Source organism: Streptomyces sp. RLB3-17, assembly GCF_007113425.2.
Taxonomy (GTDB): domain Bacteria; phylum Actinomycetota; class Actinomycetes; order Streptomycetales; family Streptomycetaceae; genus Streptomyces; species Streptomyces mirabilis_D.
Genome location: NZ_CP041610.2, coordinates 9,793,780 through 9,819,617, shown reverse-complemented (window position 1 = coordinate 9,819,617; position 25,838 = coordinate 9,793,780). Strand labels below are relative to the sequence as shown.

Sequence of the window (25,838 nt, the reverse complement as noted above, 5' to 3'; positions counted from 1 at the left end):
ACGGCTCACTGGTAGGGGATCTCGCCGGACACCTTGACGCTCGACCAGTCGAACTCGATCTGCTCCAGCACATCGAGGTCCTCGAAGACCCGGTACAGGCCGCTGTAGTCGCGCAGCAGCGCCTTGCGGCCGGCGTCCTGGACGTCCAGCAGCATCTCCTCGCCGCCCTTGACGCCGACCAGCTTCATGACGGTCTGCCACGTGCCGTAGTCGTTCGCCGCGTACGCCTCCAGCGCATCGCACAGGGCCTGCACCAGGAAGCGCTGCTGTTCCTTGTTCAGCTGGGGGTAGAGGACCTTGACCAGTTCACCGTTGATGGATCCGTGGCAGACCTCGTCGTGGCGGTGCAGCCGGGCGAGGGCCAGATTCATGGGCTGGATGCCGGGAGCCTTGGCGATCAGTTCGAGGTAGCCGCCGATGCACAGTTCCGTGATAGTGGCGAAGGAGAGCGTGAGGAGACTGCGCTGCCAGCGCTCCGGGGCGTCCGCACTGAGCTGCATGTGCACCCGGGAGTAGTACGGCAGCGGCAGATCGGAGTCCTTGAACGGCTTGCCGCGCCGCTTGCGCGTGATGCCGCTCGCCATGTGGTGCATGAGGGTGTGGTACTGCTCGTCCACCATCGACTGCATCAGCGAGATCTCCAGCGCCTCACCCCACAGTCCGGGGAACTCTCCCTGGAGAATGAGGCTGAACGCCGGGTTGACCACGCGCTGTTCGGAGAACATCGTGTTCCGGTTCAGCGCGATCATCGCCCAGCTCAGGATCTCCCCCTGCTGCTCGGAAGACAGCTCCTGGTAGGTGTGGTGGTCCTTGAACGGCACGATCGTGTCGGGGTAGTCCGGGAGTTCCGGATCGAAGAGATCGAGCAGGTCGGGGTCGTCCCGCTTGACCGTGGCGCGCTTCTCCCAGTTCAGGGCGAGCCGCTGGATGACCGGGTTGTCCACCGCGTCGAAGAGCACGGTGCCGAAGTTTCCGGTGCTGCCTTCCTGAGGATCGGTGATCACAGGGGTGCTTCCTCTCTGTTGCTGATCCGGGCCGGTGCGGCCCCTGTCCGCCTAGGCGCCCACGAAGAAGCGGGTCAGGTGCCGGCGCTGGTCGGTGTAGGAGCTGCGGCCGTGGAACATCCGGCGGTTGTCCCAGATCAGCAGCGCGTGGTCCGGGACGAGCACCGGCAGGTGGTTGTCGTTGAAGAACCTGGTGCCGTGCTCGGCGAGGGCGATGCCCTCCTCGCCCAGGGGCAGACGGTCGACGAAGACGTCCCGGCCGAGGTCGGGTGTGTAATCTCCGAACGTGAGGTGGGTGTAGCTGAACCGGATCACCTCGGTGCCGTCCACGTCACGCGAAACCATCGGCTTGTGGACCGTCCACTCGGCCTCGCCGTCCTTCCCCTGCGTTCCATAGGCGCCGGGGAAGTCGGTTTCCACGTCGTACATCAATTCCCGCTCGCGGTCGCTGAGATCGGCGAGGAACTTGCGCCCGTCGCAGATCGTCGTGTGGCCGCCGCCGCACCGGGCCTGCGCGTGGCAGTAGAGGGCCAGGTACTGCGGGACGGGGTCCCAGCCCGGCGCCTCGGTGTGGACGTATATCTCCCTCGAGGTCTTGGAGTGCAGCAGATCCTCGAATCCCGGGGTGACCACGATTTCGTGCGACTTGCGGCCGTCGTACTGCGGCAGGATGCTGCCCAGCCCGCTCAGCAACTTCTCGGCGTTCTCGGTGGAACCCACGTTCTCGATGACGATGTATCCGTCCCGGTCGAGCACCGAGCGGAGTTCGTTGATGTCCCGCACGTCGGAAGTGGTCAATCGAATCACTCCTGGTTCACTGTGAATGGCCTTCGAAAAGCCGCACGATGGCGCGCACGGTCGTCGACGACCGCGTTCTGCCCGGTGATCAGGGCGGTGGCAGGCGTACGACGCCGACGTGGGCACACCGACGGGCAGTCGAATCCGGCCGGGGCGGCTGAATTCGGCCTGGATGGCCGGTCATTGAAGAGGCGATCAGGCCAGACCGGGAGGGGCGTCCGGGTGGTTTCCAGAACCGGTCACCACCAACTGCCCGCCACTTTTTGCCAATAGGTCACCCAACGTCCTTGCGATTGCGACGACGGGACCCGTCCAGCCAATTCTGGCCTGCCCCACTGATTGAATTCTGCTCAAAGCCGGGGCGGCTGACCACAGGTGTTCGAGGACTATGTCAGGTCAGTGAAAATCGGCGCCGGTGAGGTCGAGGAGGGGCCGTGCCTTGACGGCCGTCTCCTTGAACTCGGCCATCGGATCCGACAGCGCTATGACGGCTCCGCCGACTCCGTAACGAATACGGCCGGGGGTGACCACGGCCGTGCGTATCACGACGCTCAGATCGGCTGCACCGGTCAGCGAGAAGTAGCCGATGGCGCCGGAGTAGATGCCACGAGGGCCGGCTTCGAGCTTGTCGATGAGCTGCATGGTGCGGATCTTCGGGGCACCGGTCATGGAACCGGGCGGGAAGGCGGCGCGCACCCAGTCCACCGAACTGAGGCCCGCCGAGAGCCTCGCCCGGATCCGGCTCGTCAGCTGGTGCACCGTCGCGTAGGTCTCGACCTGGAAGAGGTCGGCCTCGACCGAACCGATCTCGGCGCACCGGCCGAGGTCGTTGCGCACCAGGTCGACGATCATCAGGTTCTCCGCGCGGTCCTTCTCCTGAGTCCGCAGATCCTCGGCCAGGTCGGCGTCCTGCGCCGGGGTCGCGCCGCGCGGACGCGTCCCTTTGATGGGCCTCGAGTCGGCCGTGCCGTCCGCCGAGATGTGCAGGAAGCGCTCGGGCGAGGTGCTGAGCACAGACAACGGCCCGAAGCTGAGCAGCGCCCCGTAGGGCGCGGGGCTGTTGCGGCGCAGGAAGCGGTAGCCCTGCCAGGGGTCCAGGTCGAGGTTCACCTCGGCCATGTTGGTCAGGCACACCTCGTACGTCTCGCCCGCGGCTATCTCGCGCCGGCAGTCGGCGATGAGCCGGAGGTAGGTGTCGCGGTCGTGCCGCAGCCGCAGTTCGGCGGGCCCGGCCGGAGCCGGTACGTCCTCGGCGGCAGGGCGGGCTGCCAAGGCCGCAAGCTCGTTCTGGGCGAAGCGCAGCCAGGCGCGTGCCGCCGTCTCGTCGCCGTCCGGCGCCAGGGCCAGCAGCTGGACGGTGCCCGCCAGGTGGTCGAAGACCAGCGCGCGGTCGGCGAAGACCATGACGGCGTCGGGCTCCTTCGACCGGTGCGCCGCGTCCCCGCCGCACTCGGCCTTCAGCTCGTAGCCGAGGTAGCCGACCCAGCCGAGGGCGAATCCGCAGTCGAGCGGCGGGACCTCTACGCGGATCGAGCGGAGGTCGCGATCGAGCCATTCCAGGAGCCCGCCCTGGACCACGCGCGTGCCCTCGGCGGACCGGACCGTCACGGTACCCGCGTTCACATCGGCCTGTGCCACTCGGGCGAGCGGGCCGGACGCGTCCCCCATGACGGAGAACCGCCCCGTGTCCATATCGGATCTGCTGCTGTCCAGCCAGAAGGCGTACTCCCCGCCCCGGAAGAGACGGTCGTAGGCGACCTCGGCGTCGCAGGGCGAGGGGAGTTGCTCGGCCAGGACCCGCAGTGAGCGGGGCCGTCGCCGGTCCTGCTCCGGCTCCGCGTCCTGGGCCGCACCGGCACCGGCACCGGCACCGGTGACTGCGTCGGCGGCGGGTCCGGCACCCGCGTCGTGGGCCGCGTCGGCGGCCGGCGGCGCTGGGGCCCGTCCCGAGATCTCCACCCGCTCCGCCGCGCGGCTCGCGCGCCATGTCCGGCTCAGGTGCGTGAAGTTGGCGAGCAGGTCGTGCCCGTGCCGGGTCAGGATCGACTCGGGGTGGAACTGCAGGCCCCACATCGGCCGGTCGCGGTGCTCGATGCCCATCAGGACCCCGTCCGGTGTCCGGGCGACGGCCCTGAGCTCCTCGGGGAGGTCGGTCACGGCCAGCGAGTGGTAGCGCACCACCTCGAACGGCGACGGGAGTCCGGCGAACAGCCCGGTGCCGTCGTGCAGCACGGGCGAGAGACGGCCGTGCCTCGGCTCCGGCGCCCGGGACACGGTGGCGCCGTGCGCCAGGGCAAGTCCCTGGTGGCCGAGACACACACCCAGCAGGGGCAGCCGCGCATGCTCGACGATCTCCCGGCAGATCCCGAAGTCGGCGGCGACCGCCGGATCTCCGGGCCCCGGCGAGAGGACGACGCTGTCGAACGAGTCGAGCATGCCGCGGTGCCAGGAGGGGTCGTCGTTGCGGATCACCACCGGCTCCTGTCCGCTCACCTCCGCCAGGTAGTGGTGAAGGTTGTAGGTGAAGGAGTCATAGTTGTCTACAAGGAGTGTGCGCATGATTCTTTCCGTGACGTCAGTCGGCGACAACTATCTCCAGGAGCAGGTGCTCAATCCTCTCCTCGCCCTCCAGGAAGCTGCGGCCGTCCAGTACACGCAGCGTCCGGCCGCACTCGGCGGCCATGTCGTGGAGCAGGGAGAGGTCGCCGCGGTCGCTGAACTGGAGCAGGGCCGAGCCGCCCTCGGTCAACAGGCCCGGGGCCTCGACCAGGTAGCGCCGGTGCGTCCGGTAGCCCGGATCCACGTACGCCCGCTCGTGCTCGGTCTCGTACCGGTAGTCGTCGGGCGCGAGAACGAAGTTGGAGTGCCAGTAGACGGTGTCGAAGCGCTCCGCGGGGTCCAGTGCCGAGAACAGGTCGCTGTGGACCACTCTCACCCGGTCCGCCATGTCGTGCCGCGCGGCGTTGATCTCCGTGTTGCGCACGGCGTCCGGGTTGATGTCGGTGGCGACCACTCGCTCACAGCCCGCGAGGGCGGCCGACACCGCGATGATCCCGGTTCCGGACCCGATCTCCAGGAACGATCCGTCGCGCCGCCAGAAGTCCGGCTCCTCGTCGCCGACGAGCCCGAGAACCTCCATCGCCACCCTGGTCGTCGCCGAGAACGCGGGCGAGAACACGCCACCCAGTACGTCCCACTCCCTGTTCGCCAGTGCAAACATCTCCGGCCTGTCCGTCCGCGTCAACGCCTGCCGGCTGCGCTCGAGCGACCGCACATAGCTCTTCAGCTCTGCCATCCGTATCCCTTGCGACCATGAGCGCCGTGCGCGCCGTCCGTCCCCGTGATCGACATATTGACCAGCCCTGACACCTGCCGGAAGGTGCTCTTGCCACAACGCTCGGCTGCTGAAGAGGTGGCCCGGGCACCTGTCCCCGCGCCACGCAGGGCCTGCGCGGCTACCGGAGAGTAGGCATCCGAGTTGCTGAATCGCCTACGCGTATGATGGGGAGGTTCGTCGGAAGCCTGTGGTGGGGGGCGCTTGGTGGATTCGGATGACACCTCGGGTGACGCAGGCGCGGAGTCTCCCGCGCTGACCGTTCTCCGGCTCCTCGCCCAGGAAGCCCCGCCCTGGCACTTCGAGGACCTGCTCCGGGAGACCCGCCAGAGCAAGCTGACGGAGCGGCAGCTGGACGGACTGCGGCAGGCCACCCGGCTGGCGCTGGACGTCCGCGCCTCGATGGACAGACAGCGGAAACGGGAAGCCGCCCTCGCGGCGCTGGTCGACGCGGCCCAGGAGATGGCCGACAGCGGCGCCGACATCCTGAAGGCGGTCACCCGCCGCGCACGACTGCTACTGGACTTCGACATGACGTATGCCAGCCTCCAGCAGCCGGACGGCAGTTCGTACGTGCAGCACACCGACGGCGAGACGACGGCGCTCAGCGTCGGCCTCTCCATGGACAAGGGCATGGGCATGGGCCAGCTGGCCCAGCACAGGCATGCCCCCTTCTGGTCCTCCGACTACCTGGCCGACGACCGGTTCCCGCATGCGCCGGACATCGACGAGGTCGTGCGCTCGGAAGGCCTCCGCGGGATCCTCGCCGTCCCGATGACCCACGGCAAGAACACCCTCGGGGCGTTGTACGGCGCCACGCGGGCCGTACGCCATTTCACGCCCGACGAGGTCAGCCTGATGCGGGCCCTGGCCAACCTGTCGGCCTCGGCCATCGCGGCGGCCCGGCATCAGGACCTGGCGGAAGCCCGTGCGACCGAGGCGGAGCGGGAGGCGTCCCGTGCCGAGTCCCTGCGGACGCGGCTGAGTTCCGTCTGCGAGGCACAGACCCGGCTCATGGACATGGTGCTCGACGGCTGCGATCTCGGTGACGTCCTGCATACGGCCGCCGAGGCACTGGACGGCACCCTGTGCGTACGCGACGCCCAAGGTCGCGTCCCGGCCGCCACCGGGCGGTTGCCCGACCTGAGCGAGGAGACGACGGTCAGGGCGCTCGTGGAGGCGCACGCCGGGGACGAGCCCGTGGCCGTCACCGGGAGCGTCTGGGCCACCCGTCTGGGCACCGGAATGGCGGAACCCGCTGTCCTGCTTCTTGAGACGCCCCGCGAACTCGGGTCCACAGAACGGCAGTTGCTGCGCGCGGTCGGCCAGGCCGTCGCCCTGGTCCTGCAACGGCAGAGCATGGCGGCCGCCGCGGGACCCGTACGCGACGAGTACCTGGACGACCTGCTCTCGGCTGCCCCGCAGACCTCGCGCCGCCTGTCCGAACGCGCCCGGCGGCTGAGGATCGACCCCGCCGGCGAGCACATCGTCCTGGTCCTGCGGCCGGAGGGCGGAAAGCCGGGCGAGGCGAGCATCTGGGCCGCCTCGTACGCCCATCGGCACGGGGGGATACGGACCGTTCGCGGTGAGTGCCTGGTGCTGTTCCTGCCCGGCGCGAACGCCTCCGCCGCCGCCCGCTCGGCCGCGGCGGAGCTGTCCGCCGTACTCGGGCACCCCGTGACCGGCGGCGCGGCCGGGCCGACCCGGGATCTGTGCTCGGTCAACGAGGTCTTCGAAGAGGCGCGGCGATGTCTGGACACCCTGACCGCCCTCGGCTGTGCGGGCCGCACCGCGGCGGCGAAGGACCTGGGCTTCCTCGGGCTGCTGCTCTCCGACAAGAACGACGTCGACGGCTTCGTCTCCTCGGCCGTCGGCCCCGTGCTCGACTACGACGCCCGGCGCTCCACCGACCTCGTCGGAACGCTGGAGGCGTACTTCACCTCGGGCGGCAGCCCGACCCGGGCCGCCCAGCTGCTGCACGTCCACACCAACACCGTCATGCGCCGCCTGGACCGGATCGGCGAGCTCCTGGGCCCCTCCTGGCAGGATCCCGCCAACGCGCTCGAGATCCAGCTGGCGTTGCGGCTCCAGCGCGTGAAGGGGTCGGTGCACCGGTAGCCCGGCACACGGCGGGCGCGACCCGCTCACGCCTGCGGCCGTCGGGTCACACCCAGGGCACCGCGAGCTCCGCCAGCTCCGTTGCGGCGTGAGCGGCGGAGGCCAGGGTGATGTGCCGGTGCCAGCCGCGGAAGGAGCGCCCCTCGAAGTCCTTCAGGCCGACATCCTCCCCGGTCCCCGCCTGTGCCTGCCCCGCCCGCTCGGCGAGTTTCGCGATCCGCAGCAGGGAGCCCGCCGCAAGCGAGTCCATGTTGGTGATCCAGCACCCCACAGGCGGGCGCTGCGGGTCCTCCCACTCACCGAGCAGGAGCAGGCTCCCGCCACTGCGGCCGGAGCCCGGCAGGCGCAGCCCCGCGAACCTGCCCGCGGTGTCGACCCGTACGGCGACCGCCCACGAGGCACGGCGGCCGGCGGGGGAACCGGCCGGGCCGGGCCCCTCGACGCGGCGGCGCAGCCCCTTGGCCGAGGCCAGGATCTGCTGGGCGCCGTACACCTTGCCGACGTGGCGGGAGAGCGCGGGGTCGCGCACCGTCAGTCGCCCACCGCCGCCGACGCGGGCGATCACCGGGACGCCCGCCGCGGTGAAGCGACCGACCGTGTCCGCGATCCGGTCGACGCGCGCGTTCAGCACGACCGGCCGGGGAGCCAACCGCCAGTCGGCCATGGGCTCCAGGACCGTGGCGGCGGCGCACTGCTCCCAGGTCTCCTGCGCGACCGCGTCGGGTATCTCGGCCTGACGCCGCCTCGTACGGTCCCGCAGCCACTGATCGGGCAGGAACAGCCGCCAGTTGACCGGCACGCCCAGGGTGTCGGACACGTGCCACAGACCGAAGGCGCGCTGACCGTGGAACGTCTGGTCCGTGCCCGGGTCCACGCCCTCGTGGACGCCCACGGACCGGTCGCCGGCCTTCGGTATCGGCATCGGCCGCACCACCCACACGTGCGGGGCGCCGACCTGCTGAAGGTGCCCGGCCAAGGCCCGCCGCACCGGCATCCAGTCCCAGGTGGAGCTGCTGATGAAGTGGTGCAGGCTCTGCTCCATGGCCGCCCCGCCGACGTGGGCACCGATGTTGCGGATCGTCTTGCGTCCCTCGGCCAACAGCAGACCGCGCAGGTACAGCTCCCCCTTGCGGCGCTGGTCGCGCCGCGGGAAGGAGGCGAACAGCGCGTCGGCCAGCTCCCGCGTCGCCTGCTCCCGCGCCTGGGCGGGACAACCGCCCGGGCCGGACCACCGGCCCGGATCGGACGGCGCGTACTCTGCCGGGGTCGCCTCAATCTGAACACTCACAGTGGTTCCTTCCGTTAGCCATGCCGCTGGCCAGACTGACCTCGCTGAACTGCGCGGACGAGGTCGGCGGGGCACCGGATACGCACCCGGCGAGGGTCGCTCGGCCACCTCCCGGGTCGGGTGGACGAAAGGCACGGGGGCCGTGGGCACGGGCGGGCGCCCGGGGGGAGGTGACGGGACCACACAGCCCGCGCACCCGCACCGGCCCGGTTCCGGGTGTTTGGTACCTTCGTCGCCGTGACAGTGGCGTTGATCGACTCAGGGCTGGGACTCGTGCCCACCACCGGCTGGCTGCGGCACCTCGCCCCGCGGCTCGATCTGCTGCTGCTCATGGACCCCGACGGCGCGCCCTGGGGATCGCGGACGGCGTCGTACGTCACGGACCGCCTCCTCGCCGCGGCCCGGACGGCCGTCGCGCGAGGTGCGCGGGCTCTCGTCGTGCCCTGCAACACGGCGACCGTCACCGCGATCGACCTGCTGCGCCGGGAGTTCGAGCCCGACCTGCCGGTGGTGGGCACCGTCCCTGCGGTGAAGCCGGCCGCGGCGGCCGGCCGGAGTGTCGCGGTGTGGGCGACCGTCCGTACGACGGCGAGTGCCTATCAAGAGCGGCTCATCGCCGACTTCGCGAACGGCACACCGGTAGCGCGAGTCGCCTGCCCGGGTCTCGCCGAGGCGATCGACCACGGCGACAAGGACGCGGCGACCGCTGCGATCGCAGCCGCCGCCGAGCGCACGCCCGCCGACTGTGACTCCGTGGTCCTGGGCTGCACCCACTACCCTCTCGTCGCCCCGCAGATCCTGGAGCGGCTGCCGGCGGGGGTCACCCTGTACGACAGCGCAGAGGCGGTCGCCCGGCAGACTCTGCGGCGCCTGAACGGGGCCGTGGGGGCGGAACCGGCCGAGGGGGCCGGGCAGGCCGTAGGTGCCGTCGATGTGCAGCTCAGTGGCCGGCCCGGAGTGCTCCCGGCGGCGGCCCTCGCCTACCCGGTGGGCCGGGCGCTGGCCTCCGGGACGTGGGTGCCGCGTGCGGCGCTCATGTCCGCCGCGACCCGGCTGCCGGTGACCGCTCAGGCGAACTGAGCCGGCCGGCAGGGGGATCGACCGCGCGCGCGGACAGCAGCGGCCCGGCCATCGCCGTGGTGACGAGAGCCGTGATCACCAGCACGGTGAAGACCGTTCCGTCGAGGACACCCATGCTCACGCCGGCGTTCAACACGACGAGTTCCGTCAGCCCGCGGGTGTTCATCAGGACGCCGAGGTCCCTCGCCTCCGTCCAGGACAGTCCCGACAGCCGTGCCGGGATCATCGTCCCGATCAGCTTGCCCGCGCAGGCGGCCCCCACGGCCGACACCAGCATCAGGTATCCACCCGTCCCCAGGGCACCGAGGTCCACGCCGAGCCCCGTCACGATGAAGAAGACCGGCAGGAAGATCCGGCTGATCTGCTCGACCGGCGTGCGCAGCTTCCGGGCGAGGTCCGGTTCACGCGGCATGACGAAGCCGAAGAGGAAGGCGCCGAAGATGGCGTGGAGACCGATCCACGACGTCACCCACGCGGACAGGAGGACACCCGCGCACACCGCGGTGAGCAGCGCCGGCCGGTCTGCGAGTGCCGCCGGGAGCCGCACCAGCCGGGCCAGCAGCGGGCGGACGGCGAAGAGCATCAGCGCCACGTAGCAGAGGCTGAGGGCCCCGACGCGCAGCAGCGCCAGGTGGTCGCCGTCGGCTTTCACCAGGGCCGACACGAAGGCGAGCAGGCACCAGGCGAGGACATCGTCCACCGCGGCACAGGCCAGGGCGAGGGATCCCACACGGGTGGACATCAGCTTCCGGTCCGTGAGGATCCGCGCCAGGACGGGGAACGCGGTGACCGACAGTGCCGTACCCATGAAGAGGGCGAAAGCGCCGAACGGTATCTCGCGGCCGGCGACCGTCGCATGGGCCGGGTGGATCAGGGCAGCGAGGCCGATCCCCATGCCGAAGGCCACCGCCACCGACAGCAGGGACACCTTGACGGCAAGTCCGGCATGCGGCCTGACGAGTTGTTTCTCGAACTCCCAGCCGACGACGAACATGAACAGGACCAGCCCGATCTGGGAGACCGCCGACAGCAGTGGCCGGACGTCGGCGGGAAAGAGGACCTGGGTCGGGTCCCCGGGCAGTCGGCCCAGCAGGCTGGGCCCGAGCACGATCCCCGCGACGATCTCCCCGATGACGACGGGCTGGCGCAGCCACCGCGCCAGCCGGCCGAGCACCAGGCCCGCCACCAGCACGACGGCGATGTCGGCGAGCAGTACCGCCGAACGCGCGTCCTGGGATGCCGTCGTGGTGAGCACTGACTGATACCCCCTTCTGTCGCGGAACGGGTGGGCTGGTACGGGGAGAGACAGGCGGGCCGCTCGGGCGGCCCACGGTCACCCGGCCCGCAGGACCACGGGAAGGCTGCTGTGGCCGTGCAGCAGGCTGGAGTGGATCCTGTTCGGCACGCCGGCCTGCTCCACCGCGCCGACGGACACCATGAGCGCTTCGAGAAGAGCCCGCAGTTCGATGCGGCCGAGGTGCGCGCCCAGACAGAAGTGGCGGCCGTGCCCGAAGGCCACGTGCTTGTTGGGGAAGCGGGCCAGGTCGAAGGACCTCGGCTCGTGGAAGACCCGCTCGTCGTTGTTGGCCGAGATGTTCCACAGGGTGACGATGTCTCCCCCGCGGATGTGCCGGCCGCCCAGGACCAGGTCGTGGTGGGCGGTGCGGGCGAAGTACATCGCGGGCGTGGCCCAGCGCAGGGCTTCCTCCACCGCCGAGTCCAGGGAGACCTGGCCCGTCTTCAACGCCCGCCACTGATGCGGGTGTTCGGCCAGTGCCCGCACCGTGCTGATGGCGGAGACGCGGGACGACTCGTCGCCGCCCAGCATGATGCTGTAGCAGTTCAGGGCGACTTCCTCCAGCGTGAAGGGCTCGTCGTCGACCTTCGCGCAGGCGAGCACACTCACCACGTCGTCGCCCGGGTCGGCCCGTCGTTCCCGCGCCAGGTCCATGAAGTACAGGACGATCTCGTTGCGGGCCTGGAGGGCGTCCAGCGGGTCGGCGCCGGCCGCCTCCGCCGACAGGGTCTTCTTGTTCCACCCCAGCAATCGGCCGCGATCGACCTCGGGAACGGCGAGCAGGTCACAGATGGTGTTCATGGGGATGTGCTCCGCCACCTCGGCGGCGAAGTCGAACGCCCCGGCTCCGGTCACCTCACGCACCAGGCGCTGGGCGCGCGACCGCACCTGCCGGGCGACCGCCTCCAGTGCCCGGGGCGTGAAGGAGCGCCACATCACGGATCGCATGGCGCGATGGCGGGGGCCGTCGGTGACGGCGAGCATCTTCCCGCCCGCCGAGTCGTCTCCCGCGAGCAGGACGTCCAGCACGGTACCGCGAGCGGACCTCAACGCGTCCGCATCGCTGTAGGCCGCGACCACGTCCTCGTATCCGGCGACGACCCAGAACCCGGAGCGCGGTCCGGGCGCCTCGTGCCAGTACACGGGCCGGCCGCGGCGAACCTCGCGGAAGTACGCGTGCGGGTCGTGGTCCACGAAGGTCTCGGCGTCGGTGAGGTCGAGCGAGAGTGCGGCGGCACTGGATGCGCGCGGGGCCATGACCGGACTCCTTCCGGCAGCAGCACGGGACTTGGGGAAATGGGCAGTCGGTGTTCGCTGCCGACGGAAGAGTGGCAGACGCTCAACTGCGCGACGGCGAGACATTGCCGATGTCTTTCACCAAGGACGGGTCATGACGGAGAGACGACAGATCGGTTGGTGACCTCGCGCACCCGTGGGAGGCTCCGCGATGTCACTGCGAGAAGGGTGGGAACACCGTGCAGAAGCCACGAGACACCTGGCTCCGTTTCCTGGGCGGCGACCGACTTCCGGAGCTGCGGCTGATCTGCTTTCCGCATTCGGGGGGATCAGCGACGAGTTTCGCCCCCTGGGCCCGCCAAATGCGCCGCGGCACACAACTGCTGGCCGTCCAGTACCCGGGCCGTGCGGACCGATTCGGTGCGGCACCGGCCGCGTCCATACAGGAAATGGGCGGCGAGGTCGCCCGGGAACTGCTGTCGGAGGACATACCGACCGTGCTGTTCGGGCAGAGCCTCGGTGCACTGGTCGCCTACGAAACCGCCGTCAGAATGCGGGAGACGGGAAGGGAGCCGGAGCTCGTGGCGGTGTCGAGTTCCCTTCCTCCTGCCTGCGCGGGAGGCGGAGACGCTCATCTCGCCTCGGACGACGCACTCTGGGCGGCCGTACGGAGCCTCGGCGGAGTCGAGGCGGAGCTCGCCGCGGACGGTGAGCTGGCGGCCCTCGTCCTGGAGGTTCTCCGCGATGACATCGCGCTGAACGAGAACTACGTACCAACGCGGGACGGGGCGGCCCTCTCCTGCCCGGTCCGCTGCTATCACGGCATCGGCGATCCCTTGGTGGACGCATCCCGTCTGGCCCGATGGGCGGACGTGAGCACGGGGTCGTTCTCGACGCACCGGCGCGAAGGCGGGCACTTCCATGCGTTCGCCGAGTCGCACGCCCTTGTCGACGACCTTCTCAACGCCCCGTAGATGGAGCCGCTCATGACCGCCCTGACATATGACAGCTATCTTCACACGGACACGCTGCTCTCGCTCCAGCGCACCCGGACACCGGACACCGTCGACCGGTCGGTGGCGCTGTCCGAGCAATTCTTCATCGTCGCGCACCAGTCCAGCGAGCTGTGGCTCAAGCAGCTGCTGAGCGACCTCACGGCCGCGGTGGACCGGCTGTCCCCCGTCGGCGGACACCAGGACCTGGAGGAGGGTACCGAACTGCTGCAGCGGGCCGGTGTGTTGTTGCGCGTCCTGCACGACCAGGTCGTCGTACTCGAACGGCTGCCCGTGCGGCACTTCGCACAGTTCCGGCCCCATCTCGGCAGCGCGAGCGGCGCGCAGTCGCGGCAGTTCTCGCTGCTGGCTCGGCTGGTGGAGAACGAATCGGACGACGGCACGCTGTACCGCGCCTTCACGGCGGCGGCCCTGAGCCGGGGCACGTCGGTCCTCGGGATCTGCCGCCAGGGGGTCACCGCCGGGGCGCTGCATCGGATCGCCGAGGAACTCCTCGACATCGGAAACGGGTACTGGCGCTGGAAGGTGGCCCATCTGGGTCTGGTTGCCAAGATGATGGCGGGTCAGAACGGTTCGGGCGGGACGAGCGGTGCGGACCATCTCCTGAGTCGCATCATCATGCCGTTCGCCGAACTGCGCCGGGTGCGCGGTCAGTTGCACGAGACCCTCGCGCCTGCCGTCCCGTGATCGCCCGGTCGTGCGGATCAGTCGGGGGCAGGCGGATCAGTCAGGGGTAGTCGGGTTCGGCCGGCCGCGGATCCGTCCAGGACTCCCCGATGTAGTCCAGACAGGCCTGGCGGTCGCCGGGCGCCGTCACACTTCGCCAGCCGCGCGGAATGTCGCGCACATCGGGCCAGATGGCGTGCCATCCCTGGTCGTTCACCACGACCCGGAATTGGTGCCGTTCGTCGTCGAAGGGGTTTGTGCCCATTGATTGACTCCCACGGGACGGTCTCGATGATGCCCCACCCTGCGCCATCTCGCCTTCCCTCCGCAATCGGCCGGAAAGACCCGTGCAAGATTCCCGCCCGAACACCGCTCCGGGTCCGCGGGGTGCGCCGATCTTTCGCAGATCTTTTTGGATCCGGCCGGCATCCGCAGGGCTTTGCCAATGTGTCGGCAGGCCTTGTGGGTTGATCTGGTGACGTGGGCGACGGAAATGAGGAGATGAGATGGCGAACAATGTCGTGATCGTCGGAGGCGGCACAGCGGGCTGGATGACCGCCACCTATCTGAGGGCGGCCTTCGGGGACGATGTCGGTATCACTCTGGTTGAATCGAAGAACGTTCCCACGATCGGGGTCGGAGAAGCCACGTTCAGCACGGTCCGGCACTTCTTCTCCTATCTCGGCCTGGCCGAACACGAATGGATGCCGGAGTGCCACGCCTCCTACAAACTCGCCATCCGGTTCGAGAACTGGCGGGCCGAAGGGCATCACTTCTACCACCCCTTCGAACGCCCCAGGAACGTCCAGGGGTTCTCGCTGGCCGACTGGTGGCTGCACACGCGCCCAGGCGAGCAGTTCGACCGTGACACCTCCCTGCTCGCCGCGTTGTGCGAGGCGAAGAGTTCCCCCCGGCACCTGGACGGTGCGATGTTCACGTCCGGCTTCGGCGCGGCGGACGAGTCCGCCAAGGCGGCCGAGGACGGCCGGGAGACGCAGTTCCCGTACGCCTACCACTTCGACGCTGCCCTCCTCGCCCGGTTCCTCACCCGCTTCGGCACCGAGCGCGGGGTTCGTCACGTGCTCGACGACGTCCTCGACGTGGTCCTCGACGACCACGGTGACATCTCCCACGTCGTCACCCGCGAACACGGGTCGCTGACGGGCGACTTGTTCATCGACTGCACCGGCTTCCGGGGCATGCTCATCAACAAGGCCCTCGGCGTGCCCTTCGAGTCGTTCCGGGAGAGCCTGCCCAACGACAGCGCCGTCGCCCTGCGCGTACCGGTGAACGGCGAGAAGGCGGGCATGCGGCCCTGCACGACGGCCACCGCCCAGGACGCGGGCTGGATCTGGACGATCCCCCTCTTCGGCCGCATCGGGACGGGTTACGTCTACGCCGGCGACTACTGCACACCGGAGGAAGCCGAACGCACGCTGCGGGAGTTCGTCGGGCCCGCCGCCGACGGTCTGGCCGCCAACCACATCAAGATGCGCATCGGCCGCTGCGCGCAGTCGTGGGTGCGCAACTGCGTGGCCATCGGCCTCTCCAGCGGTTTCGTCGAACCTCTGGAGTCGACGGGAATCTTCTTCATCCACAACGCCGTCGAGCAGCTGGTCAAGCACTTCCCCGGCGGGCGCGACGACGAGCACCGGCGCCGTATCTACAACCGGCAGGTCGCGGCAGTCATGGACGGCGTGCGCGAGTTCCTGGTGCTGCACTACTACGCGGCCGCGCGCGACGACAACGCGTACTGGCGTGACGCCAAGAAGCGGCCACTGCCCGACGGCCTGGCCGAGCGCATCGAGGCCTGGAGCCACCGGCTCCCCGACGCCGAGTCCGTCTTTCCCCGCTTCCACGGCTTCGAGCCCTACTCGTACACGGCCATGCTCCTCGGCCTCGGCGGCCTGCCCGTCCGGCCGCCCGTCGCGCTGTCCCGCATGGACGACACCGCGGCACGCCGGGAGTTCGCGTTGATACGGGACCAGGCCCAGGCTCTCGCACAGCGGCTACCCAGCCAGTACGCCTATCTCGCGCACCAGCAGAACGCCTCGACGGGACGGCCGGCATCAGCCGCCTGACACCGGCGCACCGACGGTCACCGCCCCAGAAAGGTGTGACGCATGACCACGCTCCCTCCCCTCACCCCACGGACGGCCGGTCCCATGGCGCACCGACCGTCCGTGCCGGCCCCCAGCTTCCGGTCGCTGATGGCGCACTTCCCGGCCGGTGTCGCCGTGGTGACCGCCATGGCTGCCGACGGCCGGCCGCGGGGCATGACCTGCACCGCGCTGTCGAGCGTCTCCGACCGGCCGCCGACTCTTCTGGTGTGCGTCCAGCAGTCCAGCCGGACCCTCGCGGCCATCGACGAGAGCAGCACGTTCGCGGTCAACCTGCTGCACCGGCACGCCCGTTGTGCCGCCGAAAGGTTCGCCTCGGACCGTCCCGACCGGTTCGACCAGGTGCCCTGGGAGTACCGGGCGCCGTCCCACGGCGGCCCCCATCTCCTGGGCGACGCCCACACGGTCGCTGACTGCCGGGTGACCGGCATGGTGACGGTGGCCGATCACACGGTGGTCTTCGCCGAGGTCTTCTCCGTCACCGAGCGGACCGACGACCCCACTCCCCTGCTGTACGCGCTGCGCGACTACTGGTCGCTCGACGAGGGCGGCAGCGGCGCTCCCGCCGGGAGCGCGATACGCCAGACCCGACGAACCGACTGAGGAAGACATGACCGAGTACGGAATCTCGCTGCTCCCCGACACCGGCGTCGATGTCCGCAGCCCCCGCGACTACTACGACAACCTGTTGGCTGCGTCCCGGCTGACGGAAGAGCTGGGGTTCGAGTACATCAAGATGACCGAGCACTACATGGACCCGTACGGCGGCTACTGCGCGGACCCGCTGGCGTTCCTGTCCGCCGTGGCGGCGCAGACCAGCCGGGTGCGGCTGATGACCGGCGGCATCCAGGCTTCCTTCCACCACCCGATCCAACTGGCGGCCCGCACCGCGCAGTTGGACGCCCTCAGCCACGGCCGCCTGGAGGTGGGCTTCGCCCGGGCCTTCCTGCCCTACGAGTTCGACGCCTTCGGTGTCGACATGGACACCAGCACCGAGCGCTTCCGCGGCACCGTCGACGCCGTCGTACGGCTCTGGACCGGCCGCCAGGTCTCGGAGGACACCCCCTTCTTCCGCTACAAGGGCGTCACCTCACAGCCGCCGGTCACCCAGCAGCCCCATCCTCCGGTGTGGGCCGCGGCTCTGTTCACGAAGTCCAGCTTCGAGTGGATCGGCGACCGCGGTCACAACCTGCTCATCGCCTCCTCGCCCAGCCGCGAGAAGGCCGGTCAGCTCAAGGAGCTGATCGAGCTCTACCGTGAGCGGTTCCTCGCCGCGCACGGCCACACCGGCCGACGCCCGCGGGTCGCGATCAGCATCGCCCTCCTCCTCGCCGAAAGCGACGAGGAGGCACGCGCCGAGGGCGGGAGGCACCTGCGCCGGCACTGGGACACCTTCGCCGCCGCGGCACGCTCCTGGCAGGGGCGCGGCTCCACCTCGTACGAGGGCTACCGCGAAGCGCTCGTCGACAAGCACTCGGCGGGCAACAGCGAGGACGCCGGCATGGCCGTGTTCGGCGCGCCCGCATCGGCCGCGGAGCAGATCCGGGAGATACGCGACCTGCTGCGCCCGGACGTCATGCTGTGGCAGCTGGACTTCGGCCAGCAGCCGCGGTCCACCATGGAGCGCACGCTGCGGCTGTTCGCCGAGCGTGTCCGTCCCCGCCTCGACGAGACGGAGCGGTCATGAACGCGGCCTCGGCCTCGCGGACCGTGCCGGAGCTGTTCGCGTCCGTCGCCGCCGCGTACCCCGACGCGCCCGCGGTCGTCCACCGGGACACGGCCCTCGAGTACCGGCTCCTCGACCAGCAGTCCAACCGGCTGGCCCGGCAGCTGACCGCCCTGGGCGTCGGGCCGGACACGCTGGTGGCCCTCGCGGTACCCCGCTCGACCGAACTCGTCGTGGCCGTACTGGCCGTCCTCAAGGCGGGCGGGGCGTATCTGCCGCTCGATCCCGACTACCCGCGGGACCGGCTGGCCCACATGGTGTCGGACGCCCGGCCGATGCTGCTTCTGCGCACCTCCTCGGTGGGGCTGCCGGACACGGGGCTGCCGGAGGTCGTCCTCGACAGCCCCGACACGGCGCGGGAGCTGTCCCGCCGCTCCCCCGCCGGTCTCGGCGAGGACGACCTGAGGAGCCCGCTGCGGCCGCACCACCTGATGTACGTGATCTACACCTCCGGGTCCTCCGGCCTGCCGAAAGGCGTGGCCGTGACCCACGAGGGGGTCGCGGACCTCGCCGTCACCCAGGCCACCCGCTTCGGCGTCGCCCCGGGCGAACGCGTCCTGCAGTGGGCATCGGTCAGTTTCGACGCGGCCTTCTGGGACATCGCCCTGGCCCTGCTGTCCGGGGCCACCCTGGTCATGGCCGACGCCGACGACGTCCTGCCGGGTCGGCCGCTGCGGGAGACCCTGCTCAAGCACGACATCACGCACGCGGTGCTGCCGCCCGTCGCGCTCAGTCTCACCGACAGCGAGGGCGTCCTGCTCGGCGGGACCATCATGTCCACCGGAGACGCCTGCACGCCCGCGCTGGTGCGCAAGTGGAGTCCGGGCCGGCGCATGTTCAACGGCTACGGCCCCACCGAGGTGACCGTGGGCGCGACCATCGCCGGGCCCATCGACGACGCGGATCGGTTCGGCATCGGGCAGCCCTGGACCGGCGGCGCGGTCTATGTGCTGGACGAGCGGCTGCGCCCCGTCCCCGACGGCAAGGAGGGCGAGTTGTACCTCGCCGGCAGCGGTCTGGCCCGCGGCTATCTGAACCGGCCGGGCCTGACCGCCGCGACGTTCGTGCCCAACCCCTTCGGGCCGCCGGGAAGCCGCATGTACCGTTCCGGCGACCGCGGCAGACGGGAGAAGGACGGCAGCTTCTCCTTCGCCGGCCGCGCCGACGACCAGGTGAAGGTGCGGGGTTTCCGGATCGAACTGGGCGAGGTGGAGGCGTGCCTCGGCCGGCACCCCGCGGTGGATCTGGCCGTCGCGATGGTGGAGGGCCAACTCGCGGACGCCCGGGTGGTGGCGTACGCGACCGTCCGGCCGGGCGCCACCGTGACCCCGCGCGACCTCCGCTCGGCCGCGGCCGACGCGCTTCCCGAGTGGATGGTGCCGGCTCGCGTGACCGTCCTGGACAGCCTGCCGACCCTTCCCAACGGGAAGATCGACCGGCAGGCGCTGGGGCGGCCGGGCGGCACCCCGACCGCGCCCCGCCGCTCCCTCGACGCGGACGCGTCCGCCGAGGAGGTGCTGTGCGCCGAGGTCGGCGCCCTGCTCGGGCTGCCGTCGGTGGACCCCTCGGACAACCTGTTCGAGATCGGCGCGAACTCTCTGGTGGTCGCCCGGCTCGTCAGCGCGGTCGACAAGGAACTCGGCGTCCGGCTGCCCCTGCGCGCGGTGTTCGAGTCGGCCTCCCTCGCCGAGCTGGCCGGTGTTCTGCGCGAGCTGATGCCATGACACCGCGCGTCGCAGCCTCGCAGAGCCGGGGGATCGTCGTGGTCGGGGCGGGCCTCGTCGGACCGGTCGCGGCCATGTACCTGGCGCGGCGGCACGGCCCGGTCACCGTCCTCGAACAGCGTCCCGACCCGCGCGGCACCTCCACCCGGGCGGACCGCTCCCTCACCGTCATCCTGTCCGCCCGCGGCTGGCGGGTCATGGAGGACCTCGGACTGGCTGAGCGGGTGCGCGGCCTGTGCCTTCCCCTCAAGGGACGCATGGGTCACCTCCCCGACGGCACCACGGACTTCACCCCCTACAGCAGGGACGGCTCGCCCATCTGGGCGGTGGAACGCCGACGGCTTCAGCATCTGCTGCTGGACGCCGCGGCGGCCACGCCCGGGGTGGAGCTGCGCTTCGGGCAACGTGTCCACGCCATCGACCTGGACGGCCCCAGGGTGACGGTCGGCGACGACTCGGGCACCCACCGGCTCTCCTGCACACGGCTGCTGGGATGCGACGGCGCCCGTTCGGCCGTGCGCGCGGCGATGGTGCGCCGCGGGGCACGTGAGCGGGTCGGCACCCTGGAACTGGCCTACCAGGAGATCAACCTGCCGCTGCCCGGCTGCGACCCGGAGATCATGCACTACTGGCCGGCCGGTGACGCCCTGTTCGGTGCCTTCCCGATGCTGTCCGCGGACCTCTTCGCCGGGTCCGTGTTCCTGCGCCGCGAAGGGCCCGCACCCTCCTTCGCCGCGGCGTCCTCCCCTGAGGACCGCGCCCGGCAGTTCCACGACCTCTTCCCGCAGCTCACCGCCCACATCACGGACCTGCGCGACCAACTGGCCGTCAAACCGGTCTCGACCGTCTCGCTCGTACGGTGCGACACCTGGGTCCACGGTGAGAGGGCCGCCCTGCTCGGCGACGCCTGCCACGCCATGGCCCCGTTCATGGGGCAGGGCATGAACTGCGGCTTCGAGGACGCCCGCACCCTCGTACGGCTGCTGGACGAGACAGGCGACTGGGGTGCAGCCCTGGCCCGCTACCAGGACGTCCGCCGGGCCGACGGGGACTCCATCGCCGACATCTCCCACGAGCACTACCGGACGATGTCCCGCCTGCCCGGACAGTCGGAGACCGAGCTGGAGTCGGCGGTGATTCGGCGCCTGCAGGACCTCTTCCCGGGCCGCTTCGTGCCGCTGTACGAGCGCTGCGCCTTCTCCGAGCAGAGCTACGCCTCCGCCTGGGCCGACGAGCAGGCGCTGCGCCGTGTCGCCCACGCCCTGACGCGCAGCCACGGCACGGCCGTGCGCGACCTCACCGACGACCAGCTGCGCCGCCACCGACTGCTCGTCTGACCACTCCCCATCCCTCTCAGAACCCGGCTCCCGCCTTGGAGGCCCAAGTGATTCTCGTCGTGTTCAGGTCCCGCTTCTCAGACGACGTGGACGGCTCGTACGACACCACGGAACGGCATCTCGCCCAGAAGGTCCGCGAACTCGCGGGCGACGACTTGGTCCATCTGAAGAACTACCGGTCCGAGGACGGCGAACGTCTCGCTCTCGTCTGGTGGCGCTCGGCGGAGTCCCTGGAGAAGTGGCGCAACGACACCGAGCACCAGGACGCGCAACGGCGCGGCAAGGAGCGCTGGTACTCGTTCTACGAGCTGAGCGTCGCGGAAGTGACGCGCACGAGCTCCAGCGAGGACGAGGCCGCCTACCCCTCGGAGTGACGGGCGGCCTCTGTGCCCCTGTGCTGTGTCCTCACAGCTCGGCACGGACCGCCGCGGCCGCCTCCCGGGTGGACAGGTCCCCGCCCAGGTCCGGGGTGACGCGTCCCTTGGCGATCGCGGCCGTGACGGCCCGGCGCAGGGCGTCGGCCTCAGCGGTCAGCTCCAGCCGCTCGTAGAGCAGCGCCGCGGTCAGGACGGTCGCCAGCGGGTTGGCGATGCCCTTCCCCGCGATGTCCGGGGCCGTTCCGTGGACCGGCTCGTACAGGCCGAAGCCGGTCTCCGGGTTGAGACTCGCCGAGGCGGCCAGACCGAGACCGCCCGCCAGGGCGGCCGTGAGGTCGCTGAGGATGTCACCGTAGGAGTTGTTCGTCACGACGACCTCGAACTCGGTGGGGTCCGTGACGAGTTTCATCGCGGCGGTGTCCACGTACAGGTGCGAGGCGCGCTTGTCCGGGTGGCGTTCGGCGGCCTCCCGCCAGCAGCGCTGCCACAGGCTGCCGCCCGAGCGGACCGCGTTGGCCTTGTCGACCATGCAGACCTTCTCCGCGGCCACCGAGAAGGCGAAGTCGATGATGCGGGAGACACCGTGGTACGTGCTGATGTCGGCGTCCACCGCCGTCTCCCACGGGGTCGCCGCGCGAAGGACCCCGCCGACGCCGCTGTACAGCCCCTCGGTGTTCTCGCGGACGATCACACAGTCGACGGCCCGCTTCGAGGGGTCGCGCAGGGGACTGAGCCGATCCTGCCACAGTCTGGCGGGGCGGTAGTTGGCGTACAGGTCGAACTCCAGGCGGAGTCTGAGCAGGACACTGCGCACATAGTCGGTGTCCTCCAGCGCCGGATCGCCGAAGGCACCGAGCAGCACCGCGGAGCCCGAGGTGATCCGTGCGAGGTCCCCGTCCGTCAGCGCGTGCCCGCTCCGTCGGTACGCGGACGCGTTCACATGATCCAGCACGTCGAAGGAGAGCGGGGCGTCCAGCGCCTCCAGCGTGCTCAAGGTGGCTTCGACGACCTCGGGACCGATGCCGTCGCCCGGCAGGACCGTCACAACCCTCAAGGGTGACCTCCGCAAAAGATGGCGCCGGCCCGGTTGACCGGCAGGGGGACGCCGCCCGGCTCCGTGAGGGCCCGCCAGGCCGTCCCCGCACGCTAGCCAGCGCGGGACCCCGGTGTGCCGGACCTTGCGCCGATCTTTCAGCTCCGCCCCAGGCCCGTCACGTGCCGGATTCTGTCCTCGTGCCCCTGCTTCAACCCGCGGAGTCTCTGGTCCACAGCCTGCAGACACGGCACGGGCTTCCAACGCTCGGCTCCCCGTGCACCACCGGCCCACTGCCGGTCGATGCGGCGCCCGGGTCATCGCCGCGGCCAAGTCCCGCAGAGGCCTGGGGCGTTCGTGGGTCGCTGTGGTAGCTGCGTTGATCGGAGTGGTCATGCCGGGCCACAGCGAGGACCGTCAGCGGAGCATGTACGGGCGGGCCGGTCATCCTCGACGGCGTCATCGAGATCGGCTTCAGGGACTACGTGTACCGACACGCTCCGGCAGCGCCGCGTCGAAGGGCGTCGGCGTCGCCCCCTACGAGGTGCCCGCCTCCGCATCCGTCAGCGTCGCGAAGGCCGCGTGGGCGAAGTCGAGGACGCCGATCTCGTCGCGCTTCGCCTCCGGCAGGCGGGCATAGGTGAGTCGCAGGGCACGCAGTACGCCCACTCCCGCGCGGGCCAGAACGGACGCCCGCAGCACGCTTTCCGGCGCGGCCGGGTCGGCACCGTCCACCGTCATACGGTCCAGGAACGCCGATGCGACGGCTTCCTCCAGGTCGAACAGGAGGAAGCGTTCGCCGCGCCCTGACGGAGCGGTCGACAGGGGCTGCGGTCCGGCGAGGAGGATCCCGGCGGCCCAGTCGTCGCGACCGGCGAGCTCCAGGACGGCGTTGCGCAGGGCCGCAAGGGGAGTTTCACCCTGTGGGCGGGCCCGGATCGCCTCCTCCAGCAGCGGGATGAAGTCCCGGACGTGCTGCAGGATCAGGCTCTCCTTGGAGGGGAAGTAGCGGAAGAAGGTCCGCTCCCCGACGCCCGCGGCGGCGGCGATGTCCCGCACGGTCGTCGCCTCGTAGCCGTTTTCCTGGAACAGCCGCGCCGCCGCGTGGATCAGCGCCTCATGCGTGCGCCGCTTGTTCTGTTCCCTGCGTCCCGGTTCTGTCGCGCTCTCCACACCCCGAGTATCCCAGCCCCGCGAAAACTTGGCAGTCCTGCCATTTTGTTATTGTGGCAGGACTGCCAGTTTTTGGGACCGCTTTCTCACCATGGAGCGCCATGCCCGCCTTCCTTCACCGCCTCGGGCGCCTCGCCTTCCGCCGCCGACGACGCATGCTGGCCCTGTGGTTGGCGCTGGTCGTGGCCGCCGTGGTCTGCATGACGGCCTTCGGCGGCACCGGCAAGCTCGACAACACCTTCTCGATCCCCGGCTCCGAGTCCCAGCGGGCCCTGGACCGGATGAAGACCGACTTCCCCACCTTCTCCGGCACGAGCGCGCAGATCGTGTTCACCGCGACGGACGGCCAGAAGGTGTCCGACCCGGCCGACAGCGCCCGTATCCGGGCCGCCCTGGGCGCGGCCGCGTCCGCGCCCCAAGTCGCCAAGGTGGTGAGCCCGTTCGACGCTCACACCATCTCCGCCGACGGCACCACCGCCGTCGCACAGGTGCGCTACGAGGTCCCGCAGAGCGCGTTGGAGCCGAACGCGCTGGACGAACTCAAGTCCGCCGTGGCCGGAGCGAACCAGCAGGGCATGCGGGTCGACGTCGGCGGCTCCGCGTTCGGCAACGCCCCGTCGGAGTCCCACCGAAGCGACATCATCGGCGTCGGCGTCGCCCTGGTCATCCTCACTCTGACCTTCGGTTCCCTGCTGACCGCCGGAATCCCCGTCGTCACGGCGCTCTTCGGTGTCGCCACGGCCATCTTCGGTGCACTGTCGCTCACCGGGACCGTCTCGATCTCCTCGACCGCGCAGAGCCTGGCGCTGATGATCGGGCTCGCGGTCGGCATCGACTACGCCCTGTTCATCGTCAGCCGTCACCGGTTCCACCTCGCCCACGGCATGGAGCCGGAGGACTCGGCCGCGCTGGCGGTGGGCACGGCGGGCAGCGCCGTGGTGTTCGCCGGACTGACCGTGGTCATCGCGATGACCGGCCTCACCGTGGTCGGCATCCCCTATCTGACGGCCATGGGACTGGCCGCCGCCGGCGCGGTGCTGATCGCCGTACTGGTCGCGACCACGCTGCTGCCCGCGATCCTCGGCTTCGCCGGTACCCGCCTGACGCCCGGGCCCGGCTCCCGCGCGATGCGCCGTGAGCAGGCCGTCGGCGGTGCGGGCGAGGACGCCGTCGGCGCCACCGGCGACAGCCTCGCGAGCGCCACCGGGGAGAACGTCCTGAGCGGTACAGGCGACAACGTCGCCGGCGGCACCGGGGAGAGCGTCGCGAGCCGTACCGGGGAGATCGTCGCCGGCGGTACCGGCGAGCACGTCGTGAGCCGTACCGGCGAGCACGTCGCGGGCGCGGGCGCCAACGCCGCCGAGCGCTGGTTCCGGCTCGTCACCCGCCGCCCCCTGCTGACCCTGGTCGCGGTGGTGGCCTCCCTCGGCGCGCTGGCCTGGCCCGCCCACGACATGCGCCTCGCCCTGCCCGACAACGGCACCGCGCCCAAATCCTCCTCTCAGCGCATCGCCTTCGACAGGGTCGGCGAGAAACTCGGGCCCGGGTTCAACGGCCCGCTCCTCGTGCTGGCCGACACCAGCCACAGCTCCGACCCCACCACGGCCGCCCAGCGGGTCGCCGCCACCATCGGCGCGCTCCCCGACGTGGCCACCGTCGGCAAACCCGTGGCCAACCCGGCCACCCACACCGCGCTCATCCAGGTGATACCGGACAGCGCGCCCAGCGACCCGGCCACCAAGACGCTGGTCAACTCCATCCGCGACGACCGGGCCGCGATCCTGCGGGACACCGGCGCCACCGTCCAGGTCACCGGCAGCACCGCCGTGAGCGTCGACGTCGCCGCGAAGCTCAACTCGGCGCTGCTCCCCTTCGCCGCCGTCGTGATCGGGCTTTCGCTGCTCCTGCTGCTCCTGGTCTTCCGCTCGCTGGTGGTGCCTCTCAAGGCCGCAGCGGGCTTTCTCCTCTCGATCGCGGCGACCCTCGGCGCGGTGGTCGGCGTCTTCCAACTGGGCCACCTCGGCAGCCTGATCGGTGTGGACACCACCGGACCGGTCAGCAGCTTCCTGCCGATCATCCTGCTGGCCGTGCTGTTCGGCCTCGCGATGGACTACGAGGTCTTCCTCGTCTCGAGGATGCGGGAGTCCTACCTCCGCACCGGGAATCCGCTGGGCGCCGTGCACAGCGGCGCGCGGCACAGCGGGCGGGTCGTGACGGCCGCGGCCCTCATCATGACCTCGGTCTTCGCCGCCTTCCTCACCTCCGACAGCACGATGCTCAAACAGATCGCCTTCGCACTCGCCGCCGGTGTCCTGCTCGACGCGTTCGTCATCCGGATGACCTTCGTCCCGGCCGTCCTGGCACTGACCCGGCACGCCGCCTGGTGGCTGCCGAAGTGGCTGGAGCGGCGCCTGCCCGACCTCGACATCGAGGGCGACCGGCTCGGCCCCGCCCCCGCCGTACCAGAATCCGTAGCCCTCACCCCGTCGACGGCCGACTGACGGCGCCCTCGCT

The 25,838-nt window shown here is 70.6% G+C and carries 21 protein-coding genes; 11 read left to right on the top strand and 10 right to left on the bottom strand.

Translation table 11 applies throughout. The features are described 5' to 3' along the window. Positions 1 to 5: 5 nt before the first annotated feature. The 4 genes from FNV62_RS44150 to FNV62_RS44135 all read right to left on the bottom strand — a co-directional run bounded on the left by FNV62_RS44150 (position 6) and on the right by FNV62_RS44135 (position 5,097). Entirely contained in the window at positions 6 to 1,004 is a 999-nt protein-coding gene (locus FNV62_RS44150) for a diiron oxygenase (protein WP_097287385.1), read from the bottom strand. Positions 1,005 to 1,055: 51 nt separating this feature from the next. Next, positions 1,056 to 1,802, bottom strand: a complete 747-nt coding sequence (locus tag FNV62_RS44145; protein ID WP_159055269.1) for a TauD/TfdA family dioxygenase — start codon at positions 1,800 to 1,802, stop codon at positions 1,056 to 1,058. 396 nt (positions 1,803 to 2,198) lie between these two features. Next, entirely contained in the window at positions 2,199 to 4,361 is a 2,163-nt protein-coding gene (pabB, locus tag FNV62_RS44140; RefSeq protein WP_144316111.1) for an aminodeoxychorismate synthase component I, read from the bottom strand. Between the two features lie 16 nt (positions 4,362 to 4,377). Continuing rightward, positions 4,378 to 5,097: a 50S ribosomal protein L11 methyltransferase gene (locus FNV62_RS44135; RefSeq protein ID WP_143656371.1), complete on the bottom strand. Its 720-nt coding sequence runs from the start codon at positions 5,095 to 5,097 to the stop codon at positions 4,378 to 4,380. A gap of 246 nt (positions 5,098 to 5,343) precedes the next feature. Between FNV62_RS44135 and FNV62_RS44130 the strand changes: the two genes are divergently transcribed. Further along, positions 5,344 to 7,254 carry a helix-turn-helix domain-containing protein gene (locus FNV62_RS44130; RefSeq protein ID WP_225900920.1) on the top strand — a complete coding sequence of 637 codons (1,911 nt, stop codon included), beginning with the start codon at positions 5,344 to 5,346 and terminating at the stop codon, positions 7,252 to 7,254. A 46-nt stretch (positions 7,255 to 7,300) separates the two neighbouring features. Here the strand turns inward: FNV62_RS44130 and FNV62_RS44125 are convergent, their stop codons facing one another. Further along, positions 7,301 to 8,542 carry a transposase gene (locus FNV62_RS44125; protein ID WP_225900606.1) on the bottom strand — a complete coding sequence of 414 codons (1,242 nt, stop codon included), beginning with the start codon at positions 8,540 to 8,542 and terminating at the stop codon, positions 7,301 to 7,303. Between the two features lie 237 nt (positions 8,543 to 8,779). Between FNV62_RS44125 and FNV62_RS44120 the strand changes: the two genes are divergently transcribed. Beyond that, on the top strand, positions 8,780 to 9,622 hold the full coding sequence (locus FNV62_RS44120) for a glutamate racemase (protein WP_143629255.1): 843 nt from the start codon (positions 8,780 to 8,782) through the stop codon (positions 9,620 to 9,622). On the opposite strand, the gene FNV62_RS44115 is transcribed toward FNV62_RS44120, so the two are convergent. Together FNV62_RS44115 and FNV62_RS44110 are read right to left on the bottom strand one after the other, a co-directional pair. After that, positions 9,576 to 10,877 carry a cation:proton antiporter gene (locus FNV62_RS44115; protein WP_144316110.1) on the bottom strand — a complete coding sequence of 434 codons (1,302 nt, stop codon included), beginning with the start codon at positions 10,875 to 10,877 and terminating at the stop codon, positions 9,576 to 9,578. The genes FNV62_RS44120 and FNV62_RS44115 overlap by 47 nt on opposite strands. 78 nt (positions 10,878 to 10,955) lie before the next feature. After that, on the bottom strand, positions 10,956 to 12,176 hold the full coding sequence (locus tag FNV62_RS44110) for a cytochrome P450 (RefSeq protein WP_143629251.1): 1,221 nt from the start codon (positions 12,174 to 12,176) through the stop codon (positions 10,956 to 10,958). A 218-nt stretch (positions 12,177 to 12,394) separates the two neighbouring features. On the opposite strand from FNV62_RS44110, the gene FNV62_RS44105 reads away from it, so the two are divergent. Together FNV62_RS44105 and FNV62_RS44100 are read left to right on the top strand one after the other, a co-directional pair. Beyond that, entirely contained in the window at positions 12,395 to 13,129 is a 735-nt protein-coding gene (locus tag FNV62_RS44105) for a thioesterase II family protein (RefSeq protein WP_143629249.1), read from the top strand. Between the two features lie 12 nt (positions 13,130 to 13,141). Further along, positions 13,142 to 13,855, top strand: a complete 714-nt coding sequence (locus FNV62_RS44100) for a tryptophan 2,3-dioxygenase family protein (RefSeq protein ID WP_225900605.1) — start codon at positions 13,142 to 13,144, stop codon at positions 13,853 to 13,855. 40 nt (positions 13,856 to 13,895) lie between these two features. Here the strand turns inward: FNV62_RS44100 and FNV62_RS44095 are convergent, their stop codons facing one another. Beyond that, positions 13,896 to 14,099, bottom strand: a complete 204-nt coding sequence (locus FNV62_RS44095; RefSeq protein ID WP_097287377.1) for an MbtH family protein — start codon at positions 14,097 to 14,099, stop codon at positions 13,896 to 13,898. A gap of 241 nt (positions 14,100 to 14,340) precedes the next feature. Between FNV62_RS44095 and FNV62_RS44090 the strand changes: the two genes are divergently transcribed. Genes FNV62_RS44090 through FNV62_RS44065 form a run of 6 tightly spaced genes read left to right on the top strand, consistent with a single transcriptional unit; the run spans position 14,341 to position 21,115 of the window. Further along, the gene (locus FNV62_RS44090; protein ID WP_144316109.1) at positions 14,341 to 15,915 is read left to right on the top strand and encodes a tryptophan halogenase family protein; all 1,575 of its coding nucleotides are present in this window, start codon (positions 14,341 to 14,343) and stop codon (positions 15,913 to 15,915) included. A 42-nt stretch (positions 15,916 to 15,957) separates the two neighbouring features. Then, a complete protein-coding gene (locus FNV62_RS44085) occupies positions 15,958 to 16,557 on the top strand; it encodes a flavin reductase family protein (protein WP_225900604.1) in 600 nt (199 codons plus the stop codon). Positions 16,558 to 16,564: 7 nt separating this feature from the next. Continuing rightward, positions 16,565 to 17,641, top strand: coding sequence for an LLM class flavin-dependent oxidoreductase (locus FNV62_RS44080; protein WP_144316108.1), 1,077 nt, complete (start codon positions 16,565 to 16,567; stop codon positions 17,639 to 17,641). Then, on the top strand, positions 17,638 to 19,404 hold the full coding sequence (locus tag FNV62_RS44075; protein ID WP_144316107.1) for a non-ribosomal peptide synthetase: 1,767 nt from the start codon (positions 17,638 to 17,640) through the stop codon (positions 19,402 to 19,404). Before FNV62_RS44080 ends, FNV62_RS44075 begins: the two co-directional genes overlap by 4 nt. Next, positions 19,401 to 20,741, top strand: coding sequence for an FAD-dependent oxidoreductase (locus FNV62_RS44070; RefSeq protein WP_144316106.1), 1,341 nt, complete (start codon positions 19,401 to 19,403; stop codon positions 20,739 to 20,741). The genes FNV62_RS44075 and FNV62_RS44070 overlap by 4 nt, the downstream gene beginning before the upstream one ends. A 47-nt stretch (positions 20,742 to 20,788) precedes the next feature. Then, positions 20,789 to 21,115, top strand: a complete 327-nt coding sequence (locus tag FNV62_RS44065) for an antibiotic biosynthesis monooxygenase family protein (RefSeq protein WP_054232629.1) — start codon at positions 20,789 to 20,791, stop codon at positions 21,113 to 21,115. 31 nt (positions 21,116 to 21,146) lie between these two features. On the opposite strand, the gene FNV62_RS44060 is transcribed toward FNV62_RS44065, so the two are convergent. Together FNV62_RS44060 and FNV62_RS44055 are read right to left on the bottom strand one after the other, a co-directional pair. Continuing rightward, positions 21,147 to 22,163 (bottom strand): isocitrate/isopropylmalate dehydrogenase family protein, encoded by a 1,017-nt coding sequence (locus tag FNV62_RS44060; protein ID WP_225900919.1) that lies wholly within the window; start codon positions 22,161 to 22,163, stop codon positions 21,147 to 21,149. Positions 22,164 to 22,688: 525 nt separating this feature from the next. Beyond that, complete coding sequence (locus tag FNV62_RS44055; RefSeq protein ID WP_143610078.1) at positions 22,689 to 23,324, bottom strand: TetR/AcrR family transcriptional regulator; 636 nt, start codon at positions 23,322 to 23,324, stop codon at positions 22,689 to 22,691. Positions 23,325 to 23,425: 101 nt separating this feature from the next. Between FNV62_RS44055 and FNV62_RS44050 the strand changes: the two genes are divergently transcribed. Further along, positions 23,426 to 25,825 (top strand): MMPL family transporter, encoded by a 2,400-nt coding sequence (locus FNV62_RS44050; protein WP_144316104.1) that lies wholly within the window; start codon positions 23,426 to 23,428, stop codon positions 25,823 to 25,825. Positions 25,826 to 25,838: the final 13 nt, after the last annotated feature.